At 69.3% G+C, this 16,749-nt stretch carries 18 protein-coding genes; 2 read left to right on the top strand and 16 right to left on the bottom strand.

Annotated elements, in window-relative coordinates; all coding sequences use genetic code 11:
• Window positions 1–18 precede the first annotated feature (18 nt).
• From MKD38_RS05765 to fliF, 7 genes are all read right to left on the bottom strand, one after another.
• Window positions 19–195, bottom strand: a complete 177-nt coding sequence (locus MKD38_RS05765) for a type II toxin-antitoxin system HicA family toxin (RefSeq protein ID WP_111516587.1) — start codon at window positions 193–195, stop codon at window positions 19–21.
• A gap of 193 nt (window positions 196–388) precedes the next feature.
• The gene (locus MKD38_RS05760) at window positions 389–1,822 is read right to left on the bottom strand and encodes a flagellar hook-length control protein FliK (protein WP_252675173.1); all 1,434 of its coding nucleotides are present in this window, start codon (window positions 1,820–1,822) and stop codon (window positions 389–391) included.
• Window positions 1,823–1,872: 50 nt separating this feature from the next.
• Window positions 1,873–2,331 carry a flagellar export protein FliJ gene (fliJ, locus tag MKD38_RS05755; protein ID WP_252675172.1) on the bottom strand — a complete coding sequence of 153 codons (459 nt, stop codon included), beginning with the start codon at window positions 2,329–2,331 and terminating at the stop codon, window positions 1,873–1,875.
• The gene (gene fliI, locus MKD38_RS05750) at window positions 2,297–3,793 is read right to left on the bottom strand and encodes a flagellar protein export ATPase FliI (protein ID WP_252675171.1); all 1,497 of its coding nucleotides are present in this window, start codon (window positions 3,791–3,793) and stop codon (window positions 2,297–2,299) included. Before fliI ends, fliJ begins: the two co-directional genes overlap by 35 nt.
• Window positions 3,786–4,583, bottom strand: a complete 798-nt coding sequence (gene fliH / locus MKD38_RS05745; RefSeq protein ID WP_252675170.1) for a flagellar assembly protein FliH — start codon at window positions 4,581–4,583, stop codon at window positions 3,786–3,788. The genes fliI and fliH overlap by 8 nt, the downstream gene beginning before the upstream one ends.
• Window positions 4,570–5,580 carry a flagellar motor switch protein FliG gene (fliG, locus tag MKD38_RS05740; RefSeq protein WP_062803757.1) on the bottom strand — a complete coding sequence of 337 codons (1,011 nt, stop codon included), beginning with the start codon at window positions 5,578–5,580 and terminating at the stop codon, window positions 4,570–4,572. Before fliG ends, fliH begins: the two co-directional genes overlap by 14 nt.
• Window positions 5,567–7,288 (bottom strand): flagellar basal-body MS-ring/collar protein FliF, encoded by a 1,722-nt coding sequence (gene fliF / locus MKD38_RS05735; protein ID WP_252675169.1) that lies wholly within the window; start codon window positions 7,286–7,288, stop codon window positions 5,567–5,569. Before fliF ends, fliG begins: the two co-directional genes overlap by 14 nt.
• Before the next feature lie 425 nt (window positions 7,289–7,713).
• On the opposite strand from fliF, the gene fliE reads away from it, so the two are divergent.
• Window positions 7,714–8,037, top strand: a complete 324-nt coding sequence (fliE, locus tag MKD38_RS05730; protein ID WP_115702286.1) for a flagellar hook-basal body complex protein FliE — start codon at window positions 7,714–7,716, stop codon at window positions 8,035–8,037.
• 75 nt (window positions 8,038–8,112) lie between these two features.
• Here fliE and MKD38_RS05725 read toward each other — a convergent pair whose 3' ends face one another.
• The 9 genes from MKD38_RS05725 to MKD38_RS05685 all read right to left on the bottom strand — a co-directional run bounded on the left by MKD38_RS05725 (window position 8,113) and on the right by MKD38_RS05685 (window position 16,230).
• The gene (locus MKD38_RS05725) at window positions 8,113–8,406 is read right to left on the bottom strand and encodes an EscU/YscU/HrcU family type III secretion system export apparatus switch protein (RefSeq protein WP_252675168.1); all 294 of its coding nucleotides are present in this window, start codon (window positions 8,404–8,406) and stop codon (window positions 8,113–8,115) included.
• The gene (gene fliK, locus MKD38_RS05720; RefSeq protein ID WP_252675167.1) at window positions 8,403–9,734 is read right to left on the bottom strand and encodes a flagellar hook-length control protein FliK; all 1,332 of its coding nucleotides are present in this window, start codon (window positions 9,732–9,734) and stop codon (window positions 8,403–8,405) included. Before fliK ends, MKD38_RS05725 begins: the two co-directional genes overlap by 4 nt.
• A gap of 73 nt (window positions 9,735–9,807) precedes the next feature.
• Window positions 9,808–10,173 (bottom strand): flagellar protein FliT, encoded by a 366-nt coding sequence (locus MKD38_RS05715; RefSeq protein WP_252675166.1) that lies wholly within the window; start codon window positions 10,171–10,173, stop codon window positions 9,808–9,810.
• A 1-nt stretch (window position 10,174) separates the two neighbouring features.
• The gene (fliS, locus tag MKD38_RS05710) at window positions 10,175–10,600 is read right to left on the bottom strand and encodes a flagellar export chaperone FliS (RefSeq protein WP_115702278.1); all 426 of its coding nucleotides are present in this window, start codon (window positions 10,598–10,600) and stop codon (window positions 10,175–10,177) included.
• A gap of 34 nt (window positions 10,601–10,634) precedes the next feature.
• A complete protein-coding gene (gene fliD / locus MKD38_RS05705) occupies window positions 10,635–12,041 on the bottom strand; it encodes a flagellar filament capping protein FliD (RefSeq protein ID WP_252675165.1) in 1,407 nt (468 codons plus the stop codon).
• 35 nt (window positions 12,042–12,076) lie between these two features.
• Window positions 12,077–12,433: a flagellar protein FlaG gene (locus MKD38_RS05700; protein WP_252675164.1), complete on the bottom strand. Its 357-nt coding sequence runs from the start codon at window positions 12,431–12,433 to the stop codon at window positions 12,077–12,079.
• A 146-nt stretch (window positions 12,434–12,579) separates the two neighbouring features.
• A complete protein-coding gene (locus tag MKD38_RS05695) occupies window positions 12,580–13,872 on the bottom strand; it encodes a FliC/FljB family flagellin (RefSeq protein ID WP_252675163.1) in 1,293 nt (430 codons plus the stop codon).
• Window positions 13,873–14,098: 226 nt separating this feature from the next.
• A complete protein-coding gene (locus MKD38_RS05690; protein ID WP_252675156.1) occupies window positions 14,099–14,425 on the bottom strand; it encodes an RNA chaperone Hfq in 327 nt (108 codons plus the stop codon).
• A gap of 848 nt (window positions 14,426–15,273) precedes the next feature.
• On the bottom strand, window positions 15,274–16,230 hold the full coding sequence (locus MKD38_RS05685) for an oxygenase MpaB family protein (protein WP_252675155.1): 957 nt from the start codon (window positions 16,228–16,230) through the stop codon (window positions 15,274–15,276).
• Window positions 16,231–16,470: 240 nt separating this feature from the next.
• Here MKD38_RS05685 and MKD38_RS05680 point away from each other — a divergent pair, with 240 nt between their 5' ends.
• A complete protein-coding gene (locus tag MKD38_RS05680) occupies window positions 16,471–16,749 on the top strand; it encodes a hypothetical protein (protein ID WP_252675148.1) in 279 nt (92 codons plus the stop codon).

The raw sequence follows: 16,749 nt of genomic DNA, 5'->3' as shown, positions 1-16,749 counted from the left end.
CGGGTACGTCTTGCGGGCTCACGACAGGCCGAGTTGCTTGAGGATCGCCTTGCGCAGCCCCTCGCCGATTTCATGGCTGGGATGCCGCGGCAAGGTCGACTGCCTGCCATTGAGATACACCCTGACATGCTTGGCGCCTTCGCTGAAGGTCGCGCCTTGTCCGGCTAGCCATCGCCGAAATTCACTTTGCTTCACCCGAAACCTCCTGCCGATCAGTGGTGTTCAGGGTAAGCAAAAATGTTTACGTATTCTAGCAGCAATACGTCCAATCTTGTTGCACCAACGTGTCCGAGCTTCCACGCTTGGCTTCTGCCGACATGACAAGGCCGCCCTTGAGGCGGCCTTGCTCTTTCATGCGGGCGCGGTCGAGTCCGCGCGGCGGGGTTCTTCACGCAAACGTATCAATCTCCCCCCGCCCCAGCACTCGCGCAGGCCGTGCCGCAGCACTGGCCCCTGGCCCCGGCTCGGCCGCCGCTACCGCAGTGCCACCAATGCCGGCCTGCCCGCGCCCATGCCCCGGCGCTTGCTGTTGTTGCCCGTTGCCATTGCCGGCCTGGCTGGCAAAGCCATCGGCGCCGACCGAGGTGTGGCCTAGCTGGATGCCGTTTTCCGACAGCGCGGTGCGCAGGTGCGGCAGCGCGGCTTCGACCGCGGCACGCACGGCCTGGTGGGGCGAGACGAATTGCGCCTGGGCCTGGTCGTTGACCACGTTGAGCACCACCTTCAGCGGGCCCAGGTCAGGCGGGTTCAGCTGCAGTTCGGCGCTTTGCTGGCCCTGCGTACCCAGGCGGATCATCTGCTGGCCGAGGGCCTGCGGCCACTGGCTGTCGTACAGCGGCGGGGCGACCACGGGCCGGCTGGCGGCTGCGGCGGCAGCGGCCGGGGTGGGTTGCGCGGCCAGCGTGGGGGCCACGGCAGGGGTGCTGTCGGGAGTGATCGCGGCGGTCTCGCCGGCGCGCGCGGCAGCTTGCGCAGCGGCGAACTGGCCGGCGGCGGGGCGGGCATCCGGCGCGGCAGGATTGGCCGCGAGTGGGTTGGCGCGCTGCTGGCCGAGGCTGCTGTCAGGGCGATGCCCCGATCCGCCTGCAGAGGCGCCGGCGTCCTGGCCGGACAGGTCTTGCCGGAGCGCCAGCGCGTCGGCGGCAACGGCTTGCGTGGCGCCGGCCTTTGCATCGGTGCCGGCGCTGCCGCCCGGCTGCAGCGCCGCGCGTTGCGAGGCGATAGTGGCCAGCGTGTCGGCGACCGACGGCTGCGCCGGTCGCGCTTCGGCGGTGACCGCCTGCAACGGGTCGGGCAATGCGGTGCCGTCGGCAAGGCCTGCCGTGGTGCCGGGATCACCCTGGGTTTGCGCGGTGGCGTTCGGCACGGTGTTGCTGAGCGCCGCCTGCAAGGCCGCGGCACTGCCGGTGTCGGTCATGCCAGCGACAGCGGCGCCTGCGGCGCCGGCTGGCACGGTCGCGGGGTTCGCTGGCGCGGCGGCGGGAAGCATCAGCGCCAATGCGGCTGCGGCGGCTGCATCCGTCGGCGTTGCTGCCGCGGCGTCTTCCTGGTCCTGGTCCTTCTCGCCGGCAGCGGCCTTCTTGCCGGTGGCGGCGGTGTGTTGCGGCTTGCCGGCGTCGGCCTGTGCGGCAGCCGGCCGCGCCGCGGGCTTGTCGCGCGCGACCGTCTCCGTGGCGGCGGGCGCCGGTGCAGCGGCCTTGTGGCTGTCGCGGGCCTGCGAGAGCGCGTCGCGGAAGCCGTTGGTGGCGGTGTCGGCGCTGGCGCGTCGGGCGCCTTCCACCGCGTTGGCGGCGCTGCTGACAATCTGGCTGATATCGATCATGGGGATTCGCTACGGTGTGGCCCGGCGGGTGGCTGCCGCCCGGGCATCGTTCAGGCTTCGCTCAGGCGGCTGGCCGCGGTGCGGGCCAGGCGGGCGGCGTATTCATCGTTGGCGCGCTGCTCGCGGCGCGCGGCCACCTGATCCTGCTTCGCTTGCGCGCGGGCGATCAGCGTGTCGAACGAGTTCAGGCGGCGCTTCTGGTGCTGCCAGCGGTTGTGGCCGGCCAGCAGGTCGGCCTCGGCCTTGGCCAGGGCCGCGCCCTGCTGGCGGATGGCCTGGTCCAGCGAATCGAGGAAGCGCGAGAAGTCCTGCCAGCGGCTTGAGGTGATGCCCTGCGCCGCCACCACCTGCATGCGCTCGCGGTATTCCTGGCGGTATTGCGTGAGCTGGTTGAGCTGCAGCTCCGCCTGCGTGCGCAGGCCCTGCAGCCGGCCGAGTTCGCGCGCGGCGGCGTCGGTGTCGGTCTGGGCCAGGTCAGCCAGCGTGTTGAGCGGTGAATGCTTGAGCATGTTCACTCCTGTCGAAGAGGCTGTGCAGCGCGGCGATGGCGTCGGCGTAGCCGGCGCGCTCGTGGATGTCCTGCTGCAGGAAGGCTTCCATGCGCGGATGCAGCTGGATCGCCAGGTCCAGTTCCGGGTCGTTGCCCGGCACGTAGGCGCCCACGCTGATCAGGTCGCGGTTGCGCTGGTAGCGCGACATCAGCTGCTTGAAGCGGCGCACCGAGCCGAACTGCTGGTGCGGGATCAGCGCGGTCATGGCGCGGCTGATCGAGGCCTCGACGTCGATGGCCGGATAGTGGCCGGCTTCGGCCAGGCTGCGCGACAGCACGATATGGCCGTCCAGGATCGCGCGCGCGGAATCGGCGATCGGGTCCTGCTGGTCGTCGCCTTCGGTCAGCACGGTGTAGAACGCGGTGATCGAGCCGCCGCCCTCGGGTCCATTGCCGGTGCGCTCGACCAGCGTCGGCAGCTTGGCGAAGACCGACGGCGGATAGCCCTTGGTGGCGGGCGGCTCGCCGATCGCCAGCGCAATCTCGCGCTGGGCCATGGCATAGCGCGTCAGCGAATCCATGATCAGCAGCACATGCTGGCCCTGGTCGCGGAAATATTCGGCCAGCCGCGTCGCATAGGCGGCGCCCTGCATGCGCAGCAGCGGCGAGCAGTCGGCCGGCGCTGCCACCACCACGGAGCGGCGGCGGCCCTCGGGCCCCAGGATGTTCTCGATGAACTCCTTCACCTCGCGGCCGCGTTCGCCGATCAGGCCCACCACGATCACGTCGGCGCTGGTGTAGCGCGCCATCATGCCCAGCAGCACGCTCTTGCCCACGCCCGAGCCCGCGAACAGGCCCATGCGCTGGCCGCGGCCGACGGTCAGCATGCCGTTGATGGCGCGCACGCCGGTGTCGAGCACAGTTTCGATCGGGGCCCGCATCAGCGGGTTGATCTGCTCGCCGGCCAGCGGCACTTCCATCGCCGCGGCGAGCGGGCCGAGCCCGTCCAGCGGGCGGCCCGCCGCATCCAGCACGCGGCCCAGCAGGCCCGCGCCGACCGGCAGCCGCTTGGAGCCCGGCTCGCGCGGCGCGCTGGTGCCGGCCGGTTGCGGCGACGGCTCCAGCGGATAGACGCGCGCGCCCGGCAGCAGCCCGACCACGTCGGACTGCGGCATCAGGTAGAGGCGGTCGGCGCCGAAGCCGACCACTTCGGCCTCCGCGGTGCGCGGGGCGTTGCTGTCGGTGGTGAACTGCCCGGCGGGCAGCTCGATCAGGCAATCGCTGCCCACCGGCAGGCGCAGGCCCACGGCCTCCAGCACCAGCCCGGCGGCGCGCGTCAGGCGGCCGCAGCTGCGCTTGCTGTCGAGCCCGGCGATGCCGGCCGCGGCGCCGTTGAGCGCGCCGATCCAGCGTTGCGTGTGGGCCTGCGCGGCGTCCGGCACTGACGCGGCGGCTTGCGTATCCGGCGCGGTATCAGGCATGCGGCGGCTCCCACGGATCGTCGCGGCCCAGCGCGCGCACCACGCGGGTCCAGCGCGTGGGCAGCGTGGCGTCGCGCTCGCCGCTGGCGGCGCTGGCGATGCAGCCGCCGCGCGCCACCGACGGATCGGCGCGCACGGTCCAGCCGGCGGCGGCAAGTTCGCCCTGCAGGTGGGTCTCGACCAGCGCCACGTCGTCGGGGTGCAGCAGCAGGCTGGGCGATCCGGACAGCGCCGGTTCGCTGGTCAGCAGCTCGCGCACCGCCGGCAGCAGGGCCGCGGCGTCCTGCGCCAGCGTCGTGCGCACCAGCTGGCGCGCCACGTCCAGCGCCAGCGACACCAGCGCGTGCGCGACCGCGTCGTCGACGTTGCTCAGCGCGCTGCGGAAATTGCCGGCCAGCGCCTGCAGCTGCGCGGCCTCGTTGCGGGCGGCTTCCAGGCCGCGCGCATAGCCTTCGCGATGGCCGTCGCCGTAGCCCTGGGTCTGGCCCTGGGTGTAGCCTTGGGCATAGCCTTCCTTGCGCGCGCCTTCGCGCATCGCGTCGAGCGCGGCGAAGTCGATCGGCGGCGGCGCGGGCTCGGCCGGCATGGCGGCCAGCGTCTCGAGCGGCTCGGCATGCCGGGGGTCGAGCGAGCCCATCTGCCAGCGCTGCCAGCCGGCGCCGCCGCCACGCGCGCGGCGCGGCGGCTCGAACGGCGCGAAGCCGCCGGTACCGGCCAGGGACGAGAACGAATCCGCGTCCAACCCGCGGCGCGCGCCTCCGCGCTCGGGGTCCGCTTCAGACATAGGCATCGTCGCCTCCGCCGATCTGCACTTCGCCCGCATCCGCCAGGCGTCTTACCACCTGCAGGATGGCCTTCTGCTCGGCCTCGACCTGCGATACGCGCACCGGGCCCAGCGCGTCCAGGTCCTCGCGCAGCATCTCGCCGGCGCGGGTGGACATGTTGCGGATGAACTTGTCGCGCAGCTCCTGCGGCGCGCCCTTGAGCGCGACGATGAGCGACTCGGTGGCGATTTCCTTGAGCACGCGCTGGATGCCGCGGTCGTCGACCTCGAGCAGGTTCTCGAACAGGAACATCTCGTCGATGATCTTCTGCGCCAGGTCGCCGTCGTGCAGGCGCACGCCGTCGATCACCGCTTCCTCGTGCGCGGTGCTCATCAGGTTGATGATCTCGGCCGCGGTGCGCACGCCGCCCATGCGGCTGCGCTTCAGGCTCTGGCCCGCCAGCAACTTGGTCAGCACGTCGGTCAGTTCCTGCAGCGCGCCCGGCTGCACGCCGCCGAAGGTGGCGATGCGCAGGATCACGTCGTTGCGCAGCCGGTCGGTGAACAGCCCCAGCACTTCGGACGACTTCTGGCGGTCCAGGTGGATCAGGATGGTGGCGATGATCTGCGGGTGCTCGTCGCGGATCAGCTCGGCGATGGCGGTGGCGTCCATCCAGTTCAGCGAGTCGATGCCGCCGCCCGGATCGCGCGACTCCAGGATGTCTTCGATCACTGACTGCGCACGCTCCTCGCCCAGCGCCTTGTTCAGCACGCTGCGGATAAACGCGCTGGAGTCGACGTTCAGCGCCAGGTACTGCTCGGTCTCGGCGCGGAACTCGCCCAGCACCTCGGCCATCTCCTCGCGGGTGACCGAGCTGAGCGTGGCCATGGCCGAGCCCAGCTCCTGCACCTCGCGCTGCGACAGGTGCTTGAACACCTCGGCCGCGGCATCCTCGCCGATCGCCATCATCAGCACCGCGCTCTTCTGCAGGCCGGATTCAGAGATGCCCTTAGCGGTTGTCATTGCTAATCCAGTTCTTGATCACGCTGGCGACCAGGCGGGGGTCGCGCTGGGCGGCGTCGCGCACCAGCGCGAGGTCGCTTTCATACTTCGCGGCAAGCCGCAGGATTTCCGGATTGGCCGGCTCTTCCGGCGGCAGCAGCACCGCCTCGGTCTCGTCCCTGGGCTCTGGCGCCGGCAACGGCGGCGCGGTGTAGCGGCGCAGGATCGGCCGCGCCACCTTGAACCACACGAACAGCGCCAGCAGTGCCAGCAGCAGGTAGCCGGACAGGCTCTTGCCCAGTGCAATCATGTCGGGCTGCTTCCACAGCGGCAGTTCGGGCTCGGCCTTCTCGCGCTCGGCGGTGAAGGGGCTATTGACCACGTTGATGGAGTCGCCGCGCTCGGCCGAGAACCCCATCGCTTCCTTGGTCAGGTTCTGGATCTGCGCCAGCAGCGCCGGCGGCAGCGGCTCGGCGACGAGCTTGCCCTTGGCATCGGCCTGCTGGCGGTAGTTGACCACCACCGCTACCGACATCCGGCGCACGCTGCCCGGTGCCTGCTGCACATGGCGCACCGAGCGGTCCAGCTCATAGTTGACGGTGGAGTCGCGGCGATTGCTGCTCGGGCCGCTGGACGCGGCGGTGGTGGCGCCCTGCGCGGCCTGGCCGGCCTGGCCGGCCTGACCGGCCTGACCCGCGGCCGGCGCACCGGCCTGGCCCGGTGCCTGCCCCGCGCGCGGCGTCTGGGGCGTGGTCACGGGTGCGGCGGCGGCAGCGGGCGGCTGGTTCGACAGCGCGCCGGGCACGCCGCCCGGCGGCGTTACGCCCTGCTGGGTCGATTCGCTGGTCTGCTGGCTGCGGATCGCGGTGCGGGTCGGGTCCTGGTTGGGCTTGTAGCTTTCGTCGGTGTGCTCGACGATGGAGAAGTCCACGTCGGCGGTGACCTGCGCGCGCACGTTGTCCTTGCCGACGATCGGCGTCAGGATCGCCTCGATGCGCTTCAGGTAGTTCTGCTCCAGCGCCTGCACGTACTTGAGCTGGGTGGCGTCGAGCATGCGCTCGTTGCCGGTGTTCGACAGCAGGTTGCCGTGCTGGTCGACGATCGAGATCGACTTGGGCGTCAGTTCCGGCACGCTCGACGACACCAGGTGGCTGATCGCAGCGACCTGTCCTTCATCGATGGCGCGGCCCGGGTACAGCTGCAGCACGATCGAGGCGGTCGGCTTCTGGCGTTCGCGCACGAACAGCGTCGGCTTGGGAATGGCCAGGTGCACGCGCGCGGACTGCACCGCGGCGATCGACTCGATCGAGCGCGCCAGCTCGCCTTCCAGCCCGCGCTGGTAGTTGACCTGTTCGGCAAACTGGCTGATGCCGAACTTCTGGTTGTCCATCAGCTCCATGCCGGCGGTGCCGCTCTTGGGCAGGCCCTGCGAAGCCAGCCGCAGGCGCGTCTCGTGCACCTTCTCGGCCGGCACCATCACGGCGCCGCCGCCTTCGGCGAACTTGTACGGCACGTTCATCTGCTGCAGCGACTGCAGCACCGCGCCGCCGTCGCGCTCGGACAGGTTGCTGTACAGCACCTTGTAGTCCGGGCCGCGCGACCACAGCACGCCCACCGCGATCGCGGCGGCCAGGGCCGCGCCGCCCAGCATCAGCGGCAGCTTCGGGTTGGCCTTCAGGCGCTCCAGCATTTCGGACGGACGCCCGGGCAGTGCCACTGCCGCGGTCATGCGCGTGCTCCGGATCCGGTGCCGCGACGCTCGCGACGGCACGGGCGATGCTCACCGCCCTGGTCGTCGGCTCGGCTCACGGCACGGCTCACCGCATTGCTCACGTTGCGCTGCAGAGAAAACACGCGTACTCCCGAATGGATGGTTGTCTGGTGATTGCCGGCACCCGCACGGGACCACGGTCCGCGCTCTTCCGGCACGGTGGCAATGATCGGCCAGACTTGAGCGAGACAATCCGGTGAATAGACCGGGTTTTCCGGCCGATTTCGGTCCATCGGGCGCGGGTGGCGGCGGGTACGCTGCGAGGGCTGAAACTGGCTGCGGATCCGCCTGGCGCGGGCCTGTGGCAGGCCGGGAACCGGCCAACCGGCGCCAACGGCGCGCCCTACGACCAACCGGGCCGGACATCCGGCCGATCACGACCCATGACCACTATCTCTTCCATCGAGGGCATGCTGCAGCAACTGCGCGGGATGTCCCAGGTTGCCTCCGGCAACTCCGCCGGGCAGGCCGCGGCGCCGGTCGGCGGCGGTTTCGCCGGCGAGCTGCAGCGCTCGCTCGGCCGCATCAACGCCGCGCAGGAGCGCGCCTACGGCCAGGCCGAGGCGTTTGAACTGGGCAAGCCCGGCGTGGCGCTCAATGACGTGATGATCGACCTGCAGAAGGCCAACGTGTCGTTCCAGACCGGGGTGCAGGTGCGCAACCGGCTGGTGGCGGCTTACCAGGAGATGATGAATATGCCGGTGTAAGGCGGATGCCTTGCCCGGAATGGAAAGCCCCTGGCGCGCGCAAGCGGCCGGGGGCTTTTGCCGTCGGGCCGGCGCTCAGGCCGGGCCCGGCGCGTCGGGATCCAGGCCGGATTCCAGTCGATAGATCCACGCCAGCAGCTCGGCCACCGCCACGTAGAGTTGCGGCGGCACGTGGCTGTCGAGGTCGACCTGCATCAGCAGGTTCACCAGCGTCGGCGAGTCGTGGACGTAGACGCCAGCCTCGCGCGCGCGGGCGATGATGGCTTCGGCGACCACGCCATAGCCCTTGGCGACCACGCTCGGCGCCTTGTCGATATGCTGGTACGACAGCGCGATCGCTGCCCCGCGTTCTTGTGCTGCGTCGCTCATTGCGTCCCGCCTTGCGCCAGGCTGTCCTGCGTCTGCACGCTCAGGCGCTGCACCGCGATGCCATGGGCCTCGAGCTGGCTGCGCAACTGCGGCCGCGCCGCGATGAAGCGCGCAGCCACGTCGGTTTCGGGCGTGGCCACGCGGGCGTCGAGACCGGCGGGGCCCAGCGTCAGCACCGCTTCGACCACGCCCAGGTTCGGCAGCTGCAGCCGCAGGCGGCTCGACCACGGCCGCGCGGCTTCGCCATGGGTGGCCGTGGCGTCCGCCTCCGCGCGCAGCAGTTCCCATTCGATCGGCACGCCGGGCCAGGCTTCGCCGGCAAAGCGGAACTGCTGCGTGGCGAGCAACTCCAGCTGCTGGCGGACCACGCCTTCGGTGGCGGGATGGATGGCCGGGCTGGCGGCCGCCGGTGGCCGGCTGGCATCGGCCGGAGCGGACCGCACACCGCCATCCGATGCGCGCGCGGGTTGGCTGGCCAGGCTGTCCAGCGCCGCCAGGCGCGCGCCAGCCTCGGCCGTCGATTGGTAGGCCTGCGTGGCCAGCGTTGCCGCCGAGGGGCGCTGCGCGGCCGGTTCGGCAGCGGCGCCGCGGCTGTAGGCGGCCGTGGTCGCGGTGCCTTGGCGCAACGCCTGCTCGGCCGCCGCATGGCTGTGGGCCACGCGCGGATTGCCGGCCGAGGCCAGCGCTTCGGCCAGCACCTGCGAGGCCGGCAGCAGCGGCGGCATGGATGGCATGGGCGGCCGCGCCGGTTCCGCCCCTGCACCGCTCCCGGCATAGGCCAGCTGCAGCGATGGCGGCGTGGCAGCGGCGCCGTGGCTTGCGCCGGCCGGGACAGCGGGCCGGCCCGGCAGCGGAACCTGCGCCTGCGGCTCCTGGCGCAGGCTGGCAAGCCCACGCGCGCCGGTCACCCACTGCGCCAGGTGCGATTCATAGAACAGGCCGCTCTGGCCGACCGCATTGGCCAGCGCCGCGGCGGTAGCCTGCGCCGACGCTGCGGTGGGCGCCGCCGGCAGCAGCGAGGCGGCACTGCGCACCGGCTGGGCCTCGGCACCGTCCAACACGGCCAGGATGGCCCGCGCCGCCGCACTCAGCGATTCCTGCGTCGACGCGCCCGGCAGCAGGGCGCCCTGGCCGGCCAGGGCATTGGGGCCGCTTGCCAGCGCGCTGTGGCGGATGGCCTGGCCGGTGGCGTTCTGGACGTTGGACTCGGTCGCCTCGGCCACCGGCTGCAAGGCCGCGACCTGGTCGAGGGCGATGGCGGTGCGCAGGGTCTGGGGGTCGGGGGCCTGACCGGGTGCCAGGCCTGGCGGCAGGTGGATGCCGGTCATACGGGTCGCATGGATCAGGGACGGCGGCCGGTGCAGCCTGCCGGTGGAAGAGGGGAGCGGCGCCCAGGCCGCCTCAGGTGGTGGCGCCCGACGTGGCCCCTGCCGTCGCACCATAGGCGGCGCTCAGCTCGAATTGCCGGCGCGAGCTGGTCAGCATGTCGCCGAGTCGCTTGAGCTGCGGCAGCGCCAGGTCGCGGATGCGGGCGTCGTAGGTCAGGATGCGGTCCAGCAGCTGGTAGCGCCGCATGCGCTCGGCATCGGAGAAGGGGGCGTCGTGGTCGAGCAGGCGCAGGCGCTCCACCTGGGCCAGGTAGGCTTGCTGCAAGGTGGTGACCGTGTCCCAGTCGGCACCCTGCGCCGCCTCGTGCATGCGCGCGGACAGGGTGAGGATTTCCTCGTAGCAGGCCACGATCGGCGAAAACACTGGAGGGAAGGCCATGTCAGTTGTCCTGTAAGGCGGGTTGCCGCTCGGCCCCGGCGGCCGCGTCATCGATCTGCGCCCAGGCCGAGGCCAGGCTTTCCAGCAACGCGTCGACCTCGCTCAGCAGCGCCGCGTCGCTGCGCAGGTTGGCCAGCATCAGCCGGCGCACCATGTATTCGTACAGCGCTTCGAGGTTGGCCGAGATCTCGCCGCCGGCGTCGTGGTCGAGCACGGCGCGCAGGCCGTTGTCGATGATGTCGATGGCCTTGGAGATGGCATTGCCGCGCTCGGCGATGTTGCCGCCTTCCAGGTGGAACCTGGCCCGCGCGATCGCGGCGCGCGCGCCGTCGTACAGCATGGCGATCAGCTTGTGCGGGCTGGCGCTCATGGCACCGGTCTGGACGCCGACCTGGGCGTAGGCGTTGGCGGATGCGCGGGCGAACATGGCTGGGTTCCTCGTGGCGGTGGGATGTGGCGGGTTACTTCTTGATGCTGTTGTTGAGCGCGTTGAACTGCTGCGTCAGGTAGCTGCTGGTGCGGTTCATCTGCGCCACCACCAGGTCCAGCTGCGTGAACTGGGCCTTGTAGCGGTCGATGGTGGCGGTGACGCGGTCCTGGACGCGGTCATAGTCGTCCTCCAGGTCCTCCAGCGTCTTGGTGATGCCGTCCTGCGCCACCTTCAGCGCGCCATCGGTCTTGCTCAGGCCTTCGATATAGGTAGTGGCGCGCTTGCCGATGCCGCCGTCGCCGGTGGTGCTGGAGAACAGCGACGTGACCCCGCCGAGGTTGTCGTTCAGCGCCTTGGTCAGCTTGGCATCGTCCAGCTTCATGGTGCCGTCTTTCTGGAACGTGATGCCGACGTCGATCAGCGTGATGGTGCCGCCGTTGCCGTCGTCCATGGCGCCGCCCAGCATCGAACGCAGGCTCGACTGGATCGAGCGCAGCGTGCCGTCGCCGGTCAGCGCGGCCGACGTGCCGGCCTTGGCATCGAACGCCGTCAGCGACTTGGCGGTGCTCTGGATGTTGTTGTACGCGGTGACGAAGGCCTGGATCGAGGCCTTGATCGCGTCGTTGTCGCGCGTCACCACCAGCGAGGTGGTGCCGGTCTTGGACAGGTTCATGGTCACGCCCTGGGCGGCATCCACCACCGCATTGCTCTGGCTGACCACGTCGATGCCGTTGATCTTCAGCGTCGCGTTGGCGGGCGGGACCTTCTGTTCCATCTTGTTGGCGGCGGGCGCCGCGGCCGGGTCGAAGGCAACCACGTTGTTCAGCGCCGGGTCCGTCGACGACACGCGCATGGTGGCCTGCGTGCCGGTCTTGTCCGAGGTCAGCACCAGGCGATAGGGGCTGGCGCTGCCGTCATTGACGATGCTGGCGGTCACGCCGATGCCGGCCTTGTTGATGGCATCGCGCATGCCTTCGAGCGACGAGCCCGCCGGGATGGTGACCTTCTTGGTGCTGGCGGGCGCGCCGCCGGTGGCCAGCGCTTCGCCGAAGTCGAACACCAGTTCGCCGCCGCCGATCGCAGCCTTCTGGTCGGCCACGTTGCCGCTGACCAGCGATTGCGCAGTGGCCAGCGTGTTGACGGTGATGGTGTAGTTGCCGGGCACGGCATTGGCCGCGGTGGTCACCGACATCACGTCCGGCGTGCCGACCGAGGCCTTGACCGCGCCAAAAGTGGCGGCGCTGGACAGCTTCGTGGCCGCGGCCTTGTAGGCGTCCAGCACGCTCTGCACCTGGCTGTAGGCGGACAGCCTGGTCTGGTAGCTCTTGGCCTGCGTGTTGATGGCCTCGAGGGGTGCCTGCTCGGCCTTCTGCAGCTGGTCCAGCAGGGTGCTCAGCTCGAGGTTGGAGCCGATGCCGATGGAGGAGATCGTTGCCATTTCTTATTGTCTCGTCTTCAACTGGTGATCAGGTTTCAGGCCGCCTGGCTGACGAACAGCCCCTGCAGCTTGTCGATGGCGCGGGCGATGCGCAGCACCTCTTCGGTGGGCATCTGCCGGATCAGGTCGCCGGTCTCCTTGTCGATCACCTTGGTGACGACACGGTGCGTGGCCTCGTCGATCTCGAAGCGCAGGCCGATCGAGGTGGTCTTGAACGCATCCACCAGCTCGCCGATCGCGGCGGACGCGGCGACGGCCTGCGCCGGGGCGCGCGCGGTGTCTTTCTCCGGCGCGCGCAAGCCGGCGCGTGCGGGGGGCGCCATCGTGCCGGGGGCCGGCACATCGGATGGCAGGCGCACTGCGGCCGGTTTCACGGTAGGGGGAAGCGCCATGCTCGGCTCCGTTGGCGTGTGGCGGGTTCAGGTTGAAACGCTTGGCAGGCAGCGGTCTGCCTGCGAAACGCTCCAGCGCGTTCCGGCTGCCTGGCAAAAAGGCCGGGCCTTGCGGCCCAGCCTCGTATGCCAGTCTGCGGATGCGATTAACGCAGCAGCGACAGCACGCTCTGCGTGGTCTGGTTGGCTTGCGACAGGACCGAGGTGCCAGCCTGTTGCAGGATCTGCGCGCGGGTCATGTTCGACACTTCCGTGGCGTAGTCTGCGTCCTGGATGCGCGAACGCGACGAGGACAGGTTGGTGATCGTGGTGCCCAGATTCGAGATCGTCGAATCGAAACGGTTCTGCACGGCACCCAAGGAACTACGCAGATCGTCGACCACCTTCAACGCAGCGTCCAGCTTGGCCAGCGGGGTGGCAGTGGCAACACCGGTGAACTCGGCCGTGGCTGCCGTGCCGCCGTTCTGGCTCAGGTTGATGGTCGTACCCGTCTGGGCGTCGTTGAGCGTCCCGCCGGCGCCCCCGTCTGCCAATGCGGTGTTGGCGACGGCGTAGTTCTTGTTTTGAACAGTAATATAGCCGGTGGCGACACCGGTCGTGTCGGCGCCGACCTTGACCAGCATGTCGGTTACAGCGGAACCGGCGGCGTTGCCGTTGGCCGCGTCGGCAACGGTGATGTCCACCGTGTTCAGTTGCACGTTGCCAGTGGTGGCATCTACGGAAGCCGCATAGTAGTCGTTGCCGCTCTTGACTACGTAGTTGCCCGTGCCGTTGACGTTGTGCAGAGACAAGCTGCCGGCGTCCACGCCAAGGGTCGAGGCGGCTGCATCGAGGTCGACATTGACTGCAGCAGCAGCACCGCCGGCAGCCACCGTCGTAATGGCATCGCTAACGTTCAGGCTACTCTTTGCCACAGTGAAACCAGTCAGGCCCAGAGTGGTGGAGTCGATTTGTTTCAGGTCGATGGTGATGGTCTCACCGTCGTTGGCACCAACCTGGACCGTCAGCGGCTTGGCGCTGGACGACAGCACCTTCACGCCGTTGAAGTCGGTCTGCTGCGAGGTGCGGTCGATTTCCGACAGGCGCTGCGAGATTTCGTCCTGGATCGACTTCAGGTCCGAAGCCGAGTTCGAGCCGTTGGCGGCCTGGACGCTCAGTTCACGGATACGCTGCAGGTTGTTGTTGACTTCGGTCAGCGCGCCTTCGGTGGTCTGCGCTAGCGAGATGCCGTCGTTGGCGTTGCGCTGGGCTTGCGTCAGGCCGCGGATGTTGGCGGTGAAGCGGTTCGCAATGGCCTGGCCGGCGGCGTCGTCCTTGGCGCTGTTGATGCGCAGGCCCGACGACAGGCGCTGGATCGCCGTGTTCAGCGACGATTGCGAAGCGTTCATGTTGTTCTGAGTCATCAGAGACAACGAATTGGTGTTAATGACTTGCGCCATGGTACGACTCCTATATGCAAAGTTTTGGGCATTCCGGCTAGTGCCGTAACGTTGGCGGCCTGCTTTGCAGGGCGTAGAGTGCCTCCGTTGCTTGGGTTATCGACCGGGCAAGGCAAAGGTTTAGTGTGATCTCCGCGATAGTTCCGCGGGGTGCCGGCAGGGCGGGGGCGGCGCCATACGGCGACGTGGGGCGAGGGTGGGATTGGGGGTCGGGCCGTGCGCTGGCCTAGCGGCGCTTGCGCGTGCGCGGAATATAGAGCGGCACGAAATCCGGAGCGGCCACCGTTTCCGGCTCGACACTCACCACCTCCGGCGCGCCGGCCGGCGTGACCAGGCAGATGGCGCGCTTGTAGACCACGGTGGGCTGGATGTCGTCGGGCCCCCGGCCGAGCAGCAGTACGAAATCGTCGGCGGCCAGCACCAGCCCGTGCAGCCGGGCGCCGTTGGACAAGTGCACGATCACCGGGGACTGGGTGATGCGGTGCGCGGCGAATTGCTGGGACTGCAGTTGCCGTCGGCTGGGCTGCTTGGGCCGGGTTTCCTTCTTCTTCACAACGACTCCGGAAGAGCCCGCAAGGGTTCTGGCGGCTGATAACGGTCCGTTGGCCGGCGCCTTGGGGTGCGGCACGGCCTGGGCGGCAGGGGAAACATCCGCTCTCGGTAACGGCGACCGGACTGGCCGCCTGGATTGCGCCGGGACCCGGCCGCGGGGGCGGACCCCGGAATGTCGCGCAATGCCCGGCGGTCGGCGCTGCCAGAAGAGAAGGGGAATACTTCAGGGGTGAGAGTAACAAAGTTTTACAAGCGTAGACGGAGGGCCGCGCCGCTCGTCGTCTAGAGGCAACGCTCTACTGAATCGATTGCTTTTTGCTTGCCAATTGAGGTAGGGCCGTGTGCCACGGAGGGGCGTGGGAAAGCGCGCCCCGAGCCGCCAAGGCCAGGCGGGGATTGGGCTGGCAGGGATTTGCCAGCCTCTGTAAGAAGTAGCCTGAAAATGATTTCAGGGGCAGAAGTGCCAGAAATACGCAAAAGCGCGAGTTTTGGGCTAGGGGAATCCCCTGATAGAAGCGGGATTTACACCTCATGTAAGCGCGTTTATATTCGTAACAAGAGCTGTTTGGCTCGAGCAGTCCTGGAAAGCCTACGAGCACCCCGCGCGTGGGCTTCTTTTTTGCCCGCGTCGTTTGAATCGCGCTCTGCGGCGCTGTGGCCGGACGGTCGAATAACCCGACCGGCCGTTCGGAATGCCGAGCCACATTTAACGCCACTTCGCCTGCACCCAATTCCCTGAAATGCGGGGGATTGCGGCGCTAATTCCGTTTTGCCGTCAAGAAGCGTGCGCTGATCGGCCGGTGTCGGGCGCGCGCACGCCGTTCGCGGCCCGCCCGACCTCCATCACTCTTAGCCCGTCTGAGCGTCCATGCCGCGCGCCACGCGCCGCCGGGCTCGTGCGGCCAGGCCCGCGCCCAGCGCCCAGCGCAGTGCCGGCGCCAGCACATGCATGCCGGCCAGTGCCGCGGAGCGGCGGATCGAGGGTCCGTCCAGGTCGAGCTGACGGCGCGCCCAGGGCGGCAGCAACGCGATGCCCGCGTCGGCCATGATGCTGACCGCTGGCTGCAGCAAGGGATTGGCCACCTGCAGCTTCCTGACCAGACGCACCACTTCGCGGGTGCGCTCGCTGGCCAGCAGCGCGGGCCGCATGGATTCGAGATAGGCGTCCACTTCGGCGCGCGAGCGCGGCACGTCGGCCGCGCCCAGCAACTGCGCGATGCGGGCCACCTCGGCGTAATAGCGATCCTGCTCGGCAGCACCGAGCGGGCCGACATAGCGCAGGTAGCCCGCCAGGAAGCTCGAGACCTCGGCCACATGCACCCAGGTCAGCAACGCCGGGTCCGACGCCGCGTAGGGCCGCCCGTCCGGCGCCACGCCGGACACGCCGGTATGGATGCGCCGCACGCGTTCGATCAGCGCCATCGCGTCGGCGCGGCTGCCATAGGTGGTGCCGGCGATGAATTGCGCGGTCCGGCCCAGGCGCCCTTGCATGTCGGTGCGGAAGCTGGAGTGGTCCCATACCCCGGCCAATGCCAGCGGATGCAGCGTCTGCAACAGCAACGCGCTGACGCCGCCGGCCAGCATCGCCGGGAAATCCGCATGCACGCGCCAGCAGACCGCTTCCGGGCCGAACAGGCCGGGGTCGCCCGGCGGGTTGTCGTAGTCCAGGCGCAGGCCGGAGTTGCTGCGGGTCAGCGCGCGCACGTGCGCACCGGCCTGTTCACGCAGCTTCGTGGAGAGCTGATGCAGCGGGCCGCGGCGCTGCGGCGTGGGGCTGCCCGGGGCGGGGTCGGTGACGCTGGACACAGCGGGAACTGCCTGGAAGGCTAGGGGGGTTGAATCAGGGCCAGCATACACGGGATGGCGGCGACCTGCGCGTGAGCCCTTCACCGTGCCCTTGGCGTAAAAAGGGCCGGAGCCCCGTTCAGGGTTCCGGCCTGCCAATCTCCGGCGTATGCCCCTGCGTCAGCACCGCATGTTGCTCACGCACATACCCGGATAGCTGCCTCGTTGTAGCGGCTGGGGTTATTGCTGGCGTTGTCCGCCTTGTCCGCCTTGCCCGCCCTGCTGACCACCTTGCCCGCCCTGACCGCTTTGCTGGCCGCTGCGTTGGCCGCCTTGCTGGCCAGGCTGCGAGCTGCCGCGGTCCTGCTGCTGCTGTTGGTCCTGCATGCGGTCCTTGTCACCCATCTGCCCGCCGCCTTGTTGTCCAGGTTGCTGCTGGCTGCCGCGTTGGCCAGTTTGCGATTGTTCCTGCTGCTTCTGGCCCGATTGCGATTGGCCCGACTGCGATTGACCCGGCTGTTGCTGCTGTCCCATTGCTAG

The sequence above is a fragment of the Cupriavidus sp. WGlv3 genome, from assembly GCF_023952475.1.
GTDB classification, from domain to species: domain Bacteria; phylum Pseudomonadota; class Gammaproteobacteria; order Burkholderiales; family Burkholderiaceae; genus Cupriavidus; species Cupriavidus phytorum.
This window is presented reverse-complemented; position numbering and strand designations above follow the sequence as displayed.